The organism is Sphingobacterium puteale (genome assembly GCF_003627955.1).
GTDB lineage: Bacteria > Bacteroidota > Bacteroidia > Sphingobacteriales > Sphingobacteriaceae > Sphingobacterium > Sphingobacterium puteale.
In genome coordinates this window covers 355,346-372,997 of the sequence record NZ_RBWS01000007.1, presented here as the reverse complement: position 1 = coordinate 372,997, position 17,652 = coordinate 355,346, and the positions used below count along the sequence as shown (strand labels likewise).

The window sequence follows — 17,652 nt, the reverse complement described above, 5'->3', positions numbered from 1 at the left end:
TCTCTTGACCATTTTTCAAAGATTTAAATATGAAGCAAAGTAAAAATGAAGCCGTCTTTCAGGACGAGGTATTGACACGCTTTGAGCTTTTTAAAAGTTTGTTTTTAACATTGCCATTCCAACGTGTTAAGGATACAGGTACTTTATTGCCATTTTTTGCAAAGCAATGTGAGAAGGGGGTTGATCAACATTTAACTCCAGATGAGATCATAAAGAGTTTTTTTGATCAGCATGAAGAGTTTTCTTCGGAAGAACAGCGTATTGATTTATTGTTTCGTTTTGTCCAGTATATAGAACGCCAGGTGGTATTGTTTGACGCGATAGAGGATTCATCATTTCAAATGGTGGGGCGCGGCGACGATGAAAATGTCTTGGGGGCATTGATCAAAAATGCGGAAGGCAATGGTGACATGCGACGAAAAATCGTTTCCAAATTAAAAGATTTTTCAGTTCGTCTGGTACTGACGGCACACCCTACCCAATTTTATCCGGGGCCTGTATTGGGGATTATCAATGATTTGATTGATGCAATAAAGACCAACGATATCCATAGTATACATTTGTTACTGCAACAACTCGGCAAAACGCCATTCATCAATAAAAATAAGCCAACGCCAGTAGATGAAGCTGCCAGTTTAGCCTGGTTCCTGGAAAATGTGTTTTATAAAGTCGCTTCAGAAATCCAGTCTTTTATTGACGATGAATTGGATGTCGATACTGAGGAAGTAAAACAGCTCATCGAATTGGGCTTTTGGCCAGGAGGAGACCGTGACGGAAATCCGAATGTCAGCGTTGAGAGTACCAAAAAGGTGGCAGCTTTATTGCGCACTATTTTGTTTAGATGTTATTACCGCGATTTCCGTATTGTACGACGCCGTATTACATTCAGAGGAGTCGAAGAGTATATGGAGAACTTGCAGACTTTGTTTTACGACAATAGCTTTAATCCTGTTGAAAATCCAAAAGATGAAACGGATAACATTATTACGAATTTAAAAGCTATTAAAAACGTCCTGGAAGAATATCACAATGGTCTTTTTGTTGAGATTGTTGATGACTTGCTTCGTAAAGTAATGACATTCGGTTGTTTTTTCACAACCTTAGATATCAGACAGGATAGCCGTATCCTTCGTGAAGCAACAGCATATCTGATTCAACAGAATCAGGAGGCTACTGGGGTTCCATTAAATTACCTGGAACTGAGTGAGGTCGATAAACAAAAAGTGTTGAAGTTTAAAGAACTGGATCTTACTGTCCCAGAGGATGCAGATCCATTGACGAAAGACACTTCAGGTGTGATCAAATTGCTCAAGGAGATCCAACGTTCGGGGTCTGAGCGCGCCGCACAACGTTTTATTATTAGTAATTGCCAGCAAGCAAGTGATATCCTTGGATTGCGTCAGTTGTTTTTGTGGTCGGGCTGGAAGAAAGAAGCATTAACAATTGATTTCGTTCCTCTATTTGAAACAGTGGATGATCTGACCAGAGCAGCGGATGTGATGAAGACTTTATACAGCAATAAAGAATATAAAGCACATTTGAAGCTAAGAGGAAACAAGCAGACCATTATGCTAGGCTATTCGGATAGTACAAAAGACGGGGGATATCTCATGGCGAATTGGTCAATCTATAGAGCAAAAATAGAGTTGACGGCAATATCGCGTGAGTATGATGTTGATCTTGTCTTTTTTGACGGCCGTGGTGGACCTCCGGCGCGTGGTGGCGGTAAAACACAACGGTTTTATGCTTCTATGGGCAAGGAAATTGCCAATGATCATATTCAATTAACGATCCAAGGTCAGACGATAAGTAGCCAGTATGGCTCGTTGGATACAGCGCGATTCAATATCGAGCAGCTCCTACACGCCGGTATTATTTCTGACTTGAAACAACGTGTAGGCGATACCCTGACCAAGCATCAACAGGAGATTATTGATAAACTGGCCGAATTGAGCCATCATAAATTTATGGATCTTCGTACCAATAAGTTATTCCTGCCTTATTTGGAAACGATGTCTCCTTTGAAAGCACTGTCGTCAATCAATATCTCAAGTCGTCCAGTAAAAAGGAATTCGGGACGTGAGCTGCGTCTTGAGGATTTACGGGCGATCAGTTTTGTAACCTCGTGGAGCCAGCTGAAACAAAACATCCCGGGATTTTATGGGGTAGGGACTGCGTTGCAATGGGCCGAGAAAAATAATCTATGGAAAGACGTGCAACAGCTGTATGTTTCTTCCGGCTTCTTCCAAACCTTGATTGACAACTGTATGATGTCCATGACCAAATCGAATTTTGATATCACGGCATATATGAAGGAAGATAAAGTATATGGTGAATTTTGGAAAAATCTGTATGCAGAATATCAGATTACCAAAGAATATCTATTAAAACTTAGCGGTACGTCCAAATTGATGGAGAATTACCCGGTAGACCGTGAGTCAATTTTGGCCCGGGAAGGCATTGTTTTGCCGCTATTGGTTATTCAGCATTATGCGATTCGTGCACTCAATTCAGATAAGCTGGATGAGGCACAAAGGGAGGATTATTCAAAGCTGATCGCACGCACAATCTTCGGTGTGATTAATGCGGGAAGAAATGTTGCTTAATTTTTGCTTCTTTTCGCTGATTAGGTTTCGAAGAATGTATATTTTATCTACTTTTGTATAATTAACAAAATTGATATGAAGATTAATAAGTTATTTATTGCAGCTGCTTGTGCAAGTACTTTATTTGCGTCTTGTGGTGAAACAGCTGCAAATAGACAGCGTCAATATGCCAATGCATCTTTAGCAGATGGCGATGCTTTTGCAATGATTAAATTCGTTGGTGAGAACGGAAACTATCTAGTGAATCTTGCAGACGTAGCGGCAAAACAATCTACTTCAGCAGAAGTGAAGAATGTAGCGGCTAAAATTAAAGAAGCTTATGCGACTGTATTGCCTGAATTGGACGGTTTGTCAAAGGAGCTGCATGTAGGCGATACGCAGCGTGGTGTACCAGCGTTTCAGACTCCGACGTCAATCGGATCAGACAGCACTGCGGCATTCAATGATAAAGCGTTTTTAGCATTGGTAATGGAAAAACAAGGTGAGATCAATAGCAGATTGTCCCACGAAGAACATAACACCAATAAAGAGGTTATTCATATTTCGGAAGAATCTTTGAAGAAAGTGGAAGAAATCTATAAATTAGCTGGTGGTAAAGTGGAAGGGCACGGTCATCATTAAGTAGAGACTATATAATAAGAAAAAGGAATATTTACTCCGGTGAATATTCCTTTTTTTATGCGATCGTTTCCTTGTCATTCCTTCCTTGTAGATAAATGATAGGTCTATAACGCTGTAATCAGTTTTGGCGGGATTTTTCGGGAAGGGAATAGATACGGTTTCCCATTAATAATACAGGAGAATCAGAAAAGAAATGATTTGTTGAGTTGTTAAATTAATAATAACTTAACATTGCTATAATGCAGTTGTTAATAACTGTGTTTATTTTAGCATGATTTAATCAAATAATATATAAGAAACAATATAACGTGAGATACGCTGCTATAGACATAGGCTCCAATGCGGTCCGTCTTTTGATCGCTGATATCATTGGCCAAAAGGATCAATACAATTTTAAAAAAAATACGCTTTTACGTGTTCCTTTACGTCTGGGCGATGATGCATTTATTCAACAGGAAATTTCTCCTAGAAAGGCAGAGAGCTTGATAAAAACAATGAAAGCATTTCGTGAACTGATGGATGTTTATCATGTGGAAGACTATATGGCTTGTGCAACCTCTGCGATGCGTGATGCCAAAAATGGTGCCGATATTGTTGCGGAAATTAAGAAAAACGGGATCAATATAGATATTATAGAGGGGGCTAAGGAAGCTGAGATTATCTACAATAGCCATTGGGATAATAAGATGGAAAAAGATAAGGTGTATCTTTATATTGATGTAGGTGGCGGTAGTACTGAATTATCTTTATTTGCGAATGGTGTTCTGGTAAATTCCAGGTCCTTTAATTTAGGTACGATACGTATCTTGGATAATCAGGATAAAACAGAAACCTGGGACGAGCTTAAAGAGTGGGTTCGAAGCAATACGCATATGTATAAACAAGTCATTGGGATCGGAACAGGAGGCAACATCAATAAATTAGCGCGATTGTCTGATGAAAAAGTTGATAAGCCATTATCATACGCCAAATTAAAAGCTGTTTATGAACATTTGGCATCATTTTCTTTAAAAGAACGTATTATTTTATTGGGACTCAATGAAGATAGAGCTGACGTCATCATTCCTGCAAGTGAGATTTTTCTGACGATTATGAAGCATGGAAGGCTAAAGCAGATCATTGTACCCCGTGTTGGTTTGGTTGATGGTGTAATTAGAACCTTGATCAATAGGAATTTAGTGAAATAAAGCATGAAAAAGCATTTTTCGCCTTGCAAAAGAAGGAAAAATATTTATTTTTGTGATACCAAAGGCGAATATGAGCCCAGGTGGCGAAATTGGTAGACGCACCATCTTGAGGGGGTGGCGCTCGTATGGGCGTGGCAGTTCGAATCTGCTCCTGGGCACTTAAAAAAGGCCAAATCTTTAAATAAGATTTGGCCTTTTTTCTATTCCAACGATAGCATCTTTTTATGGAGATCTATCCTGTCGATTATTATTTTTCACTGATTTCTTTAAGTATTTGTAAAGCTTTTGGCCACGATTCATCAAAATATTCAATATACTCTTCATTGGTGTCTACATCAACTTTTAATAATGTTTTACCATCAAGCTCGGTAAAACTATAATTCTCCAATGAGCCGGCCCAATCTTCGACAGCCGGTCCTTCGGTGATCTCTTTGCCTTTGTCTAATATACCGTAATGACGAATGGAGATGTATTTATTTGGAATATTTTCGGCTATCTCCGCAACCATGCCTTCTTTTTCACCATCTTTATTAATGCCTGTGAAATAAATCTTGGAACCCTTTTCCCAGCTACCTTCAAAATCAGAAGTTGGATTGAAGGCAGCCGTCCACTTTTTATAGGTTTCTTTATTGAGCATTGTCTCAAACACATGATCAATCGTCGCGTCGATGATGATCTGATAATTCATTTTCTTCATAATCTTATTGTTTTGGAAAGTTAGGATCCGCTTTTATCTCTGCAATCTGTTTGGTGTGCCGGGCACAATGTGCGGCAATAAACATCAAACCTTGGTAACCGTCGACGACGCCTGTTGGGTAATCGTTGATATGATTGCGAAGGTCTTTCACATCTGCTTTCGTAATGTAATCGATTACTGGTTGTCGCGCAGCACGAAAATCAGCCAAAGCCGTTTTGGAATCTTTGTAGATACCGGTCGGCTGAAGTTCTTTCGGAGCCTGAAATTTATGGCTTCGATCAGTAATTGTCGTTTTTAGATTGTCGTCGGTCATTTGCACTTCGCTCTTTCTTTCGGGTTGTGGCGCCTTTGTCAATGCTGCTTTTGCCATGTCAAATATCATTCGTTCAGATAGTACAATGTGTTCCAGGCATTGGCTGATTGACCATTTTTCCGGAGCAGATTTAAATTGTAACTGAGCCTGACTGAGTCCGGCAACTTGTTTTTCAAGTTCGTTCGTTGTCTCATTAAAGTATTGCAATAGGGAATCTGTGCCCTCTTGGTCTTTTGTGAGCTGACTTTGTTCAATTGCTTCAATCGCATAGCGATGATTTGCTGTTTGCTTTGAAGCTGGGGTTGATGAAAGGAGTACTGCGCTAAAGCCTGCAATCGCTATCATATTCATAATCTTGTACATGTTGATATTTTTTTAAATTGTTGAATGTCACTTTCTCTTTACAATTATAATTCATTTTTGTTTTTTTAATCTTTTCATAAGGCAAGAAAATAAATAACCGGAAGTAGGCATTTAAAAACTACGTTTTTTACGATAGTAAATCTAAAAATACTTATGAAATGGTAAATTTAAAGCTGCCGACAGGGGAACAATAAATCGGAACAGGTCAGTAGTTCATTCGTGTTTAAAGAGAAGCTTTCTGATTATGGATTTTTCAAGGGAAAGTTGAGTGATCTATTGCCGAAAGAAGGTATTCTCCCATATGAATTAAGTACACCTTTGTTTTCAGATTATACTGTTAAAGATCGTTTTATTTTTGTTTCTTCTGGAAAATCAATTGCGTACACGTCACAAGGACCTTTAGATTTTTCGGATTCAACAATAATCGTTAAAAATTTCTCCTATATTAATGTTCAGGGGCAGAAGATTATTATTGAAACACGTTTATTGGTCAAAGACCCCGCGGATCATAACTGGAAAGTCATGAACTACCTTTGGAATGTGGAGCAAACAGATGCCATTAAGCATATTCGTGGGGCGAAGTTGGCGATCACTTTGGTGGATAACAAGGGGAATAGGCATAGGACAAATTATATGGTGCCAAATACCAATGACTGTAAGCGTTGTCATAATAGTTCATCGCAATTAATGCCAATAGGTCCTAACGCCCGTAATCTGAATTTTGTCCATTCAGGCGATTCTGTCAATCAATTGGCTCACTGGACTGCCAGGGGATTGTTGAAAAATATGCCCGACTTAAAGTATGTCGCGCAATTGCCGATATGGGCAGATAAGACTAAATTTAGTCTTGAAGATCGTTCCCGGGCTTATTTAGATGTCAATTGCGCCCATTGTCATACAAAAGGCGGGGATGCGTTTAACACAGGATTATTTCTCAACTACGAAGAGGATACTCCTGCACGTCTGGGTGTGGATAAGGCCCCTGTATCAGTAGGAGGGGGAGCAGGTGGGCTAAACTATGATATTATACCCGGAGATTCAGCGCATTCTATCTTATTATATCGAATGAATAGTACAGAACCCGGGACAGCAATGCCTGAATTGGCCCGAAGTATAATCCATAAGGAAGGTGGATTTGATTCGACAATGGATAGATAATATGCCAAAGAAAAAGTAACTTCGAATAACATGATCGATCAAATAGATTCCATATTTCAGAAACAGCAAATTTTTAAAGTTGAATTGCGACTTAGTGATGTCAATGAACGGATAGAAAAGTTACGCAAATTACGTCGTGTAATTGAAAGCAAAGAAGATTTAATTTATGAAGCACTGGCAAAAGATTTACGCAAATCAAAAAATGAAGCTGCAATAAGCGAGGTATTATTTATTTATGGTGAAATCAAATTTGCTATTCGTCATTTGCGAACATGGATGCGGCCAAAACGCGTGGGAAGGTCATTGACGAACCTACTGGCAAAAAGTTCGATTGTATATCAACCGAAAGGGACTGTTCTGATTATATCTCCCTGGAATTATCCCTTTCAGCTTACCATGAGCCCTTTGGTGTCAGCTATTGCTGCAGGTAACTGTATTGTTTTGAAGCCGTCTGAACATAGTCCATATACTTCATCCGTAATTCGGATGATGATTTCCGAAGCATTTGATTGCAAAGAAATCGTTTGTATCGAAGGTGAAAAGTCTACAGCGGAGACTCTTCTGAAACTTCCTTTTGATCATATTTTTTTTACCGGTAGTTCAGTGGTGGGCAAACAGATTATGAGAGCTGCTTCTGATCATTTAAGTTCCGTAACCTTGGAGCTCGGCGGGAAATCACCGGTTATACTGGATGAAACAGCTCATCTTGAAAAGGCGGCAAATAAAGTAGCCTGGGGAAAATTGATCAATGCAGGGCAAACTTGTATTGCTCCAGACTATGTTCTTCTTCCAAATGGATTGCGGGATGAATTTGTAAAACATTACTTAAATGCTGTAAAAAAAATGTTTTTTACAGGGAGTGGTGAAATAGACCCAACGCGTTATGCTAAGATTATCAATCAGAAGCATGCTGATCGCCTCAGTACTTTGATCGCAAGATCTGTTGAAGGTGGGGCAACGCTGGTTGAAGGAGGCTTGCTGTCGGAAGATTTAACTTTAAATCCGACCTTGTTGACAGGCGTTTCTTTGGATAATGCGATCATGAGCGAAGAAATATTCGGCCCCATCCTTCCTATTATAACTTATGACAAATTGGAAGACGCAATTTCTATCGTAAATCAAGACGAAAAACCATTGGCATTGTATATTTTTAGCGAAAGCAAGCACCATACCCAGCTTATCATCCAACAGATAGCTTCCGGAGGTGTCTGTGTCAATGATGTGCTCATCCATGTCTCTAATCCCCATTTACCGTTCGGAGGCATAAACGGTAGTGGCCAAGGAAGCTGCCATGGTTTTTTTGGCTTCAAGGCATTTTCACATGAGCGTGCTGTAATGCGTCAATCTAAATATGATCTTTCGAAATGGATTTATCCGCCTTATAAAAATGGAATATTTAAATTGCTAAAAAAATGGATTTAGGCTGCTTATTTTTTATACTTGTGTATGAATAAAATCAAAAGCATTGTTGTATTTTGCGCTTCCAGTTTGGGCAATTCTACCATATATGAAGATCAGGCTAAATACGTAGGTTACACTTTTGCGCAACGGAATGTTCAATTGGTATATGGCGGTGGACGCGCTGGATTAATGGGCGTGGTTGCAAATGCCGTTCTGGAAAAAGGTGGTTCAGTCATTGGCGTTATTCCCCATTTTTTAAACTCAAAAGAGCGGGAACATCGAGGCGTAACGAAGTTAATCATAGTAGACAGTATGCATGATCGTAAAAGAATCATGAATGAATATGCTGAAGGAGTAATTGCACTGCCCGGTGGATTTGGAACACTGGAGGAGCTTTTTGAAATGACGACCTGGGCGCAATTGGGGCTACATGGAAAACCTGTGGGATTATTGAATATTAACGGGTTTTATGACCACCTAATCAAGTTTATGGACCATATGGTTCATGAAGGGCTTTTAAGACCGGAGAACCGCGAGATGCTCTTGGTCGGCCAGACAATTGAAGAACTTTTAGATCAGATGGAAAACTATGCCCCACAGGCAGTAACGAAATGGATCGAAAAAAATGAGATTTAAAAAAACGTTGTTGTTTTAACGGTTTTTGCTTTCTAATATGGTCTTCATATGGCTCTTATTCTTTGTGAAGACCATTCTTATTGCATTTTAATATTGTTTCGAGGTTTTATAACAAAAAGTCTTTATCTAATTAGGTTATAATTCAAAAACCTTGTTATACTTCTATTAATTACTGCTCCTTTTTGTCTTGATGCACAGCGTTTCATGTGACTGTTACTCTCTCCAAATATGATCCATGAAGTAAAGCAAGTTTCCAATGCATTCAATTTGTCTATAGATTATCCTGTTATTGTTGCCCGGGATTTACATTTGAAGCAGATAAATTTGATTTTGTTTTTACACGTCTGATAGCCTGGACGATTCTCTTAAATGTTATGTTGAAATATTCGGGTATTAAGGCCCATTGGAAACATTATTAAATTTTTGATGGAAATTTTGGCGCAACCGTTTTTTTCAGGATGGTCATGAAAGATATCCCATATAAGTTGATACGGTCGAGCAGAAAGAGATTTATATCTATCGGATAAGGTAGGTTTTGTCCGTTTGGATACCGACAAAAGGATTCATTGACGTATTGATTCAAAAGCGGCCACACAGGAGGGGTTATTTATGTTGAGCGCCATAAGGCCAATGCGGTAATTTTATTCCGTTGGGCAAAAGATAGATGGATGTGTCGGCTGCTCCATTGACGCGCTGACAGCCATTTATTGATTTTCCTACACCAGATTTTATTAAATCAGAATATAGAGACTACAATTTTTGGATTTTGCTGTCGTCCCTGAGGAAACCATTGATTTTTTTGAAATTTACGATTTGATCAATTTTTTCTAGAAAATGGTCAATAGATAGTTGGGTAATGCGCTCTATCTTTGAAATGGCTATCAACTTGGTTTGATTGATGGGGAATAGGAGAAATTTACCCATCGTTAGCTCGATCATAGGTACCCATATTTTAACCGGCGGGGTGCCTATGACAGCTAGCTTTTAGCAACGTTAAAGGGGAATATCCTTTTAACAAAAAAGGCTTGATCTTCGGATCGAGCCTTCTTATTTTATATCATGATTTCTAAACTGAAATAGTTAAAGTTTATTTGCCCGGGCTGTTATTTCTGCAATATCGAGTACTTCTATTTCGGACTCCTTCTCTTTTATTTTTACACCGTCCTTTAACATCGTCATACAGAAAGGACATGCTGCAGCAACAACCTGTGGCTGTATTCCTATTACCTCTTCAATGCGCTCAATGTTGATATCTTTTTTGCCTGGTTCGGGTTCTTTAAACATTTGGCCCCCGCCGGCGCCGCAGCATAGACCGTTGCTTTTGCAGCGTTTTAATTCAACAAGTTGTGCATCTAGACTTTCAAGAACTTTTCGAGGTGCTTCATAGACTTCGTTTGCGCGCCCTAGGTAGCAAGGATCATGATAGGTTATTTTTTTTCCCTTAAAGATGTTATTGTCAGCTGGTTTCAACTTGCCCTCGTCAATGAGACTCTGGATCAATTGCGTATGATGAATGACTTCATAATGACCACCCAAAGCAGGATATTCATTTTTAAGCGTGTTAAAACAGTGGGGACAAGCGGTTACGATTTTTTTGATTTCGTATCCATTCAGAACCTCTATATTCATCATGGCTTGCATCTGAAATAAAAACTCATTTCCACTTCTCTTAGCAGGATCACCCGTACAACTTTCCTCCGTTCCAAGAATAGCATAGTTAATACCAACGTGTTGGAGAATTCTACAGATATCACGTGTTATTTTTTGCGCGCGTTCATCAAAGCTACCGGCACAACCCACCCAAAATAATATATCGGGAGTTTTTCCCTTAGCTAACAGTTCAGCGACTGTTGGAACTTTCAATTCATTTTCCATCATTAAACTATTGTTGTTGAGTCCAATTTGCGCGATCCATTTGTGCATACTTCCATGGAGCACCATTATTCTCAATGTTTCCAAACATATTATTAATACTTGCGGGCGCCTGAGATTCCTCCATAACCGCAAACCGACGAAGTTCTACAATAATGTCCAATGGGTTAATATTGACAGGACATTGCTCTACACAGGCATTGCAGCTTGTGCAAGCCCATAATTCTTCCCGACTGATATAGGTATCGATAAGAGACTTGCCATCCTCCACGAAACTGCCGTTTACCTTAATGTTATTACCTACTTCAGTTAGCCTATCTCTTGTGTCCATCATTATTTTTCGGGGTGACAGAAGTTTTCCTGTGATATTGGCAGGACAGGAGGATGTGCAACGGCCACATTCGGTGCAAGTATAGGCATCCAAAAGGCTTTTCCATGTTAAATCCTGAACATCTTTAGCTCCAAAACGAGCTATCCCATCCGAAGAGGGGGGCGTAAAGCTTGGATCAAGCATTGCTTTTACTTCATTTGTCACAGCAGCCATATTGGATAATTTTCCTTTGGCATACAGATTTGAAAAATAGGTGTTGGGAAAAGCGAGTATGATATGCAAGTGTTTTGAATAGGGGAGATAGTTTAAAAAAGCCAATACACCTAATATATGAAACCACCAACAAGATCTTTCGATGATATATAAAGTCGCAGTTGAGGTTGGCAAATAGGGCAAGAGATAGTGGCTTACCGGAAACGAACCAACAGACTTAAAGTGTTCGAATCCATAAAGCTGTAATTTAAGATCGGTTGCATTCATCAGCAGAAAAGCCGACATCAGCAGAATTTCTGTGACCAAGATCATATTAGCGTCGGTTTTGGGCCAATTATTAAGCTCTTTACCGTTTAGGCGATTTACTCGAATGACATTTCTTCGAATCAGGAAGACTAAGCAGGATACCCATACCCCAAGTGCCAGCCATTCAAATGAGCCGATCAAGAAATTATAAAAACTTCCCAAAAACGAAAATACCCGATGAGTTCCGAATAAACCATCAATAATGATCTCCAACATTTCAATATTGATGATGACAAAGCCTAAATAGACAAATAAGTGCAGAATGGCAGGAATAATGCGCTTAAACATCTTTTTTTGCCCAAAGGCAACCAAAAGCATTGTTCTCCAACGCTCAGAAGGCCTATCAGAACGATCTAACTCGCGACCTAATTTGATATTACTATAGATCCGCCGTGCATTTTTACTAAAAAAAAATAGCGCGCCCAGAAAACAAACTGCAAATATTAGTTGACCTATCATATGCTCGAATATTGGTTACATAACAAATATACCATATTATTTTGTTATGCTAACATAGTAAAAATAAATCAGAAAACCAGATTGTTCACATCATTTTCTGAAAATTTTTAAGGAAGAGATAGAGGAAATGGGAAAAGAAACTTCCAAGAAATTATCGCGATTTCCTGGAAGCTGAGGTTATTTTATTCATCGAGTTATTCTACGTCGGAAAATGTCTGTTTGAGAATTCTTCCAATCGTTTTTTCGATACGTGTTTTTCCTTCTTCTGTATTGATATCTATACCACAGAAGGTGCTGCCCGTCGATTTGGCCTGTAAGCTTAGGTAGTAAATTCCACTAATCAATAAAGCTAATGTCGCTCTTACATCATTTTCAGAATTTTCAAATTTTGGATCAAAGTATTTAAATAATTCTTCTCCAAGAGCTTCACGGCGATCAGCTATATTTTTTAGTGCTTTTGTTTTTTCACCCAGCCCCCAATGGATGATTTTTTGTTTGGTTTTATCTTTTAAAAATGTATTCAACTGGGATTTCAGTAATTCATTTACTAAGTCAACATCAATATCCTGTGGATTTGATACCATCTGTTCCAAAATTCCTTTATCTCCGATTTGCCAAAAGTCCTTTTGTGTTAAGTAAGCTTCAACCAATTGGTCGAGACCACCAAAATAGTTCCAGATAAGTGCTTTATTTAAACCACATTCAAGCGCGATATTCGGCCCGTTCAAGGCATGGTAACCTTTCTTTTGGATGACTTTTCCTACCGCAGCAATCATCCGTGCTTTGGTACGTTCTTTGTCCCGGATGGGACCAGATGTTACTTTTCTTTCTTTCTTTGGATGATCCTCAGTTACTTTCTTTTTCATTAGAATAATTTGTTTATTCATTACCAATTTGTTTTCAAAGGCATTCATGCTGCCTTCGTCGGTTTAATAGCACAGAAGCTATCATAGACTGAGTTATATAAGCCTCTGAGCTGATTTAAGCCCATGATAATTTCATGCGATTAAAACCATTTTTAGCAATGAAGCTTCCATAAGCTGCCCTCTTTGTTCGTTAATAAACAAATTTGAGCTCATGATGTTTTCATTAGGGTAGATATGTATTTTTTTACAATATCTAAATTTTACCTGGTAAATGCAAGAAAATCGTATGCCAGATTTTTATTCTTTTTTATGAGTTGATTTTGGCAGCTATTTCTGAAGCGTTATTAGCTGCTGATTTCAGAGAGTAGGTAAGAAATGAGGGAATAAAAAAAAGGGATTATTCAGATGAATAATCCCTTTTTTTTGCTGTAAAATATGTTATTATTTTTTCGCTGGTGCTGCAGGTGCTGCTGTAGCAGAAATACCCAATTTTGTTTTAACGGCAGCAGTCAAATCTTCGCCACCTTGGAAATAAGGAATATTTGTGCTTGAGATATCAAATACATAAGCCATACCTTTTTCTTTGGATACTGCGTTTACCGCCTCAGCCACTTTTCTTTGAATTGGAGTAATTAACTCATCTTCTTTTTTACCCAACTCCTCTTGCGCAGCTTGTTGTGCAGTTTGAATACGGGATTGAATATCTTGTAACTCTTGTCCTAATTTATTGATTTCAGGATCAACTGTCTCTTTATTCGCTTCACTTCTGTTACGTAATTTATCATTGGCCTCTTTTTGTTTGGTTTGATAAATGGTAACCATATCTTGAATTTCTTTTGTTTTACCATCGCTCAATGTTTTCAATTGGCCTTCAGCTGTTTTATAATCTGAAGTGGATTGAATGATTTCAGCGAAATTGATATGACCAAGTTTTTGCTGAGCATTTGCGAATTGAGTTGAGAAAAATACTGCCACTATAGCAACCGCACCTTTTAATAAATTTTTCATGCTTTTCATTTTAATCTAATAAGCCATCTCTATGGCAATCTTTTTAGTTTTCTAATTAATTACTATTTGTATTACTTGTGTCCACAATGATAATAAACTCCAGCTTAGTTTGCAAGACTAGGATTAGGTTTATAACCTAATTTTGTAATGACTTCATTACTTTTGTTCAATTTTTGGTTCGCATATAGGAATGTAGACTCTTTTCCTTTATCCATAATGAAATCGAAATTATGTGCGGAAGCTACTTCTTGAATTGCTTTTGAGACACGGTCCTGAATAGGCTTTACCAGTTGCATGCGTCTTTTAAAAAGTTCACCCTCGAATCCGAATTTTTGTTTTTGATAATCTTTAACTTCTTTTTCTCTGGTAACGATTTCGTCCTCACGACGGCGACGCATATCTTCGTTTAATAAAACTTGATCTTTTTGATAAGCCTGATATAATTTTTCTATTTCAGCATATTTTTGATCCACCTCTTCCTGCCATTGCTTAGAAAGATCATCCAATTGTTTTTGTGCGGCGGTATATTCGGGGACATGTTTTAGGATATATTCTGAATCTACATACGCAAGCTGTTGAGCAAATGTCGCTGTAGCACTCACGACTACAAAAGCTATAACTAACAATATTTTTTTCATATTTCCTGTAAGTTTTATAGACTATAAATTTATTATTTAACATTAATTTACTTTATGACAACATATAAACTCAAAAGTTTAATCTGACAAATTGCCTTAAGTAAATTTACGGCTCAAAAATAACAAAAAAGATGCAATCTAACAGATATTTCTCGGGTTTAACACTATTTAACTTGTTGGCCGATTCTCACGATGCCTTTGTATAAAGGGCAGTATGTCTAACCTTTGTTGCTGAAAATAAGTTTGCTTCAATATAGGAAGATTTAAATATATCTCGCATCAAATTTGAAAATTAATTTGATAAAAAAAAGCTACCGTAGTTTGTACGATAGCTTCTTTAATTCAGATTGACCTAAAAGGGGGGAATCACCCTCTATTAGAATCCACCCATATTTTGCATAATGCTAAATGTAAAGTTTTGTTTCCAGGTACTGCTCGGTAATCCTGGGATCGGATCGAATGCGTGACCGTAGTCAATTCCCAGCATACCAAAGATAGGTAGGAAGATACGGGCACCTACGCCCGCCGAACGACGTACTTTAAATGGATTGTATTCAGTGAATTTGTTCCAGGTGTTACCCGCTTCGGCAAATGCCAGTACGTATACCGTTGCTTGATCATTTAACATCACAGGATGACGCAATTCCATTTGATATTTCGTATAGATCGGGCTACCCGAGTTTCTTGCTACGTTTACATTTTGAGTACCTTCTGGAATAATCACACCGTTTGCATAACCACGCATAGCGATAATTTCTGAACCCTGAAGGTAATCAAATCCCTGCATACCATCACCACCCAGCTTGAATCGTTCGAAAGTGGAAATTTCTGTTTTGTTAGAATACTTACCTAAGAAACCAAACTGCGCCTGAGCTTTGAAAACTAACTTTCCTACAATTTTTGCATACCATTGTGAGTCGAATTTCCATTTGTGGTATTCAGTCCAACGGTAACGATCTTGAGGAGTACCGTTTTTATAGTCAATATTATTGAACAATGAATAAGGAGGCGTTAGTTGCACGGAGAATTTGATGTTCGAACCCGAAGTAGGGTAAATCGGTGCATCTATCGAGTTGCGGCTAAATTCCTGTGTCAAGTTAATATTGTATGCCGTACCATTGTCAAACAAAAAATAATTACCATAATTTTGAAGTTTGTAACGTTGGAACGACAATGAAGTATTGGCTTGGAACCAGTTATCTGGCCATTGTAAACGCTTACCTAAAGTTGCCGTGATACCTGTCATCCAAATCCGGTTCAACTCCGAATCTTTGACAATTTGCTCACCAGTATAATAATTGAATCCACCATAAGATGAACTAGAGGTATAAGCACTCAAACCAAAATAAATAGGTTTTTTTCCACCTAACCAAGGTTCTGAGAATGAGAAGCTGTATGATTGGTAACGTTTACCAGAAGTCTGACCACGTACACTTAATTTTTGCCCGTCACCACGAGGAAGAGGCTTCCATGAACTTTTATCAAAGAAATTACTTGTGGAGAAGTTATTAAAGGTTAATCCCAGTGTACCGATGATCTGTCCAGCTCCATAACCTCCCGAAAGCTCTACTTGATCAGAGGGTTTCTCTGTCACATTGTAAACAATATCAACCGTTCCTTCTGCATAGTTCAAATTGGTCGGAACCGGATTTGTTTTTTGTTCATCAAAATTTCCTAATTGGGCAATTTCACGGACACTTCGCATAATTTGCTCTTTTGAGAATTTTTGCCCCGGTTTCGTATAAATGGAACGTAAAACCACACGGTCATTCGTTACATCGTTACCTTTTACAATAACGTTGTTAATGGTATATTGAGCACCTTCATAGACGCGTAAATTCAAATCAATGGTATCATTATAAACACGTGTCTGTTCAGGATCTACGGAGAAAGTCAAATATCCATCATTCATATAGATCGATGAAATATCATCGGAATTTCGACCACCGCCCAGCAATTTGGTATTCAGTTTTTCTTCAGAGAATACATCACCGCGTTTTATCCCTAAAATCTTATTTAATAAGGTGTCGGAATATTTTGCATTTCCTGTCCATACAATATTACCAACGTAATATTTAGGTCCTTCGTAAATGTCAAAATTTACCAATACATTTTTTTCTCCATCCCGAATGACCGTATCCTTTAAGATTTCGGCATCACGATACCCTTTGGCCGCCAGTTTTTTGATCAGATTCTCTTTACCTTCCTTATACTTCTCTTCCTTGAATTTACCAGGGCCAAAAATGCGGTACCACATTTTCTGTTTGATTGGTTTGGCCATTTTTCGCAGTTCTTTCTGTGAAAAATGCTCGTTGCCCGTAAAGGTCATTTTTTTAACCCTCACCTTGTGTTTTTTATCCACATCCGCAATCAGGATTTCATTGTTGGCCTGTGCCGAATCCTTAACTGTTCTTAGTTTAATCTCCGGATATAAGTATGCTTTTTCTTTTAAAAAGCGTTGGATTGTTGCCCGTGTGGTGTTCATCAAATTTTCATTGACGATTTTGCCTGTATTGCTATTTAAACGTTTACGGACTTCTTCAGTTTGGCTTTTGCTCAGTCCATTAATATCAATACGGGTCAAACGAGGGCGTTCTACTACGCGGATGGTCAAAAATATGTTTTCGCCTTCAATTTTGTCTGCCCATAATTCGACATCATCGAAGAGGCCTTGAGCCATCATATCTTTTACTACTTTTGCAGTCGCTTCACTTGGCACTTCCAAATATTGACCTACCGACAATTTAGATATGGTAATTAATACGTTTTTATCCAAAAATTGTGTTCCGGTTACATCAACAGCACTAATTACATAGTTTTTAGGGTTGAGATAACTGATTTTTTCGGGGTCATTTAAGTTGAACGCACCTTTTTCCTGTCCGTAGACAAGTTGCATTGATGAGAGACCAAAAAATAGTATTACGGGTAGTATACGCTTCATTTATCTTGAATTATTGGCGCTAAAGTACACCAATCA

At 38.3% G+C, this 17,652-nt stretch carries 14 protein-coding genes and 1 tRNA gene; 7 read left to right on the top strand and 8 right to left on the bottom strand.

Annotated features, from left to right (window positions below):
• Nucleotides 1–29: 29 nt before the first annotated feature.
• From D7322_RS10730 to D7322_RS10715, 4 genes are all read left to right on the top strand, one after another.
• Nucleotides 30–2,606, top strand: a complete 2,577-nt coding sequence (locus D7322_RS10730; protein WP_121124021.1) for a phosphoenolpyruvate carboxylase — start codon at nt 30–32, stop codon at nt 2,604–2,606.
• A 75-nt stretch (nt 2,607–2,681) separates the two neighbouring features.
• Nucleotides 2,682–3,227, top strand: a complete 546-nt coding sequence (locus D7322_RS10725; RefSeq protein ID WP_121124019.1) for a hypothetical protein — start codon at nt 2,682–2,684, stop codon at nt 3,225–3,227.
• A 308-nt stretch (nt 3,228–3,535) separates the two neighbouring features.
• On the top strand, nt 3,536–4,414 hold the full coding sequence (locus D7322_RS10720; protein WP_121124017.1) for a Ppx/GppA phosphatase family protein: 879 nt from the start codon (nt 3,536–3,538) through the stop codon (nt 4,412–4,414).
• Between the two features lie 74 nt (nt 4,415–4,488).
• Nucleotides 4,489–4,572: transfer RNA gene (locus D7322_RS10715), tRNA-Leu, on the top strand.
• A gap of 89 nt (nt 4,573–4,661) precedes the next feature.
• Here D7322_RS10715 and D7322_RS10710 read toward each other — a convergent pair.
• Both D7322_RS10710 and D7322_RS10705 read right to left on the bottom strand, forming a co-directional pair.
• Nucleotides 4,662–5,111 (bottom strand): SRPBCC family protein, encoded by a 450-nt coding sequence (locus D7322_RS10710; protein ID WP_121124015.1) that lies wholly within the window; start codon nt 5,109–5,111, stop codon nt 4,662–4,664.
• A gap of 4 nt (nt 5,112–5,115) precedes the next feature.
• On the bottom strand, nt 5,116–5,787 hold the full coding sequence (locus D7322_RS10705) for a DinB family protein (RefSeq protein WP_121124013.1): 672 nt from the start codon (nt 5,785–5,787) through the stop codon (nt 5,116–5,118).
• Between the two features lie 219 nt (nt 5,788–6,006).
• Here D7322_RS10705 and D7322_RS10700 point away from each other — a divergent pair, with 219 nt between their 5' ends.
• Genes D7322_RS10700 through D7322_RS10690 form a run of 3 tightly spaced genes read left to right on the top strand, consistent with a single transcriptional unit; the run spans nt 6,007 to nt 8,982 of the window.
• Nucleotides 6,007–6,945: an SO2930 family diheme c-type cytochrome gene (locus D7322_RS10700; RefSeq protein ID WP_121124011.1), complete on the top strand. Its 939-nt coding sequence runs from the start codon at nt 6,007–6,009 to the stop codon at nt 6,943–6,945.
• Nucleotides 6,946–6,975: 30 nt separating this feature from the next.
• Nucleotides 6,976–8,367 (top strand): aldehyde dehydrogenase family protein, encoded by a 1,392-nt coding sequence (locus D7322_RS10695; protein ID WP_121124009.1) that lies wholly within the window; start codon nt 6,976–6,978, stop codon nt 8,365–8,367.
• Between the two features lie 24 nt (nt 8,368–8,391).
• A complete protein-coding gene (locus D7322_RS10690) occupies nt 8,392–8,982 on the top strand; it encodes an LOG family protein (protein ID WP_121124008.1) in 591 nt (196 codons plus the stop codon).
• Nucleotides 8,983–10,062: 1,080 nt separating this feature from the next.
• On the opposite strand, the gene D7322_RS10680 is transcribed toward D7322_RS10690, so the two are convergent.
• The 6 genes from D7322_RS10680 to bamA form a co-directional block, all read right to left on the bottom strand.
• Entirely contained in the window at nt 10,063–10,857 is a 795-nt protein-coding gene (locus D7322_RS10680) for a (Fe-S)-binding protein (protein WP_121124128.1), read from the bottom strand.
• A gap of 7 nt (nt 10,858–10,864) precedes the next feature.
• Nucleotides 10,865–12,163 carry a (Fe-S)-binding protein gene (locus tag D7322_RS10675; RefSeq protein ID WP_121124004.1) on the bottom strand — a complete coding sequence of 433 codons (1,299 nt, stop codon included), beginning with the start codon at nt 12,161–12,163 and terminating at the stop codon, nt 10,865–10,867.
• Between the two features lie 194 nt (nt 12,164–12,357).
• Nucleotides 12,358–13,029 carry a TetR/AcrR family transcriptional regulator gene (locus tag D7322_RS10670; RefSeq protein ID WP_183078666.1) on the bottom strand — a complete coding sequence of 224 codons (672 nt, stop codon included), beginning with the start codon at nt 13,027–13,029 and terminating at the stop codon, nt 12,358–12,360.
• 441 nt (nt 13,030–13,470) lie between these two features.
• Complete coding sequence (locus D7322_RS10665) at nt 13,471–14,037, bottom strand: OmpH family outer membrane protein (RefSeq protein ID WP_121124124.1); 567 nt, start codon at nt 14,035–14,037, stop codon at nt 13,471–13,473.
• A gap of 104 nt (nt 14,038–14,141) precedes the next feature.
• Nucleotides 14,142–14,675, bottom strand: coding sequence for an OmpH family outer membrane protein (locus D7322_RS10660; RefSeq protein ID WP_121124002.1), 534 nt, complete (start codon nt 14,673–14,675; stop codon nt 14,142–14,144).
• A gap of 376 nt (nt 14,676–15,051) precedes the next feature.
• Nucleotides 15,052–17,616 (bottom strand): outer membrane protein assembly factor BamA, encoded by a 2,565-nt coding sequence (gene bamA, locus D7322_RS10655; RefSeq protein WP_108633011.1) that lies wholly within the window; start codon nt 17,614–17,616, stop codon nt 15,052–15,054.
• Nucleotides 17,617–17,652: the final 36 nt, after the last annotated feature.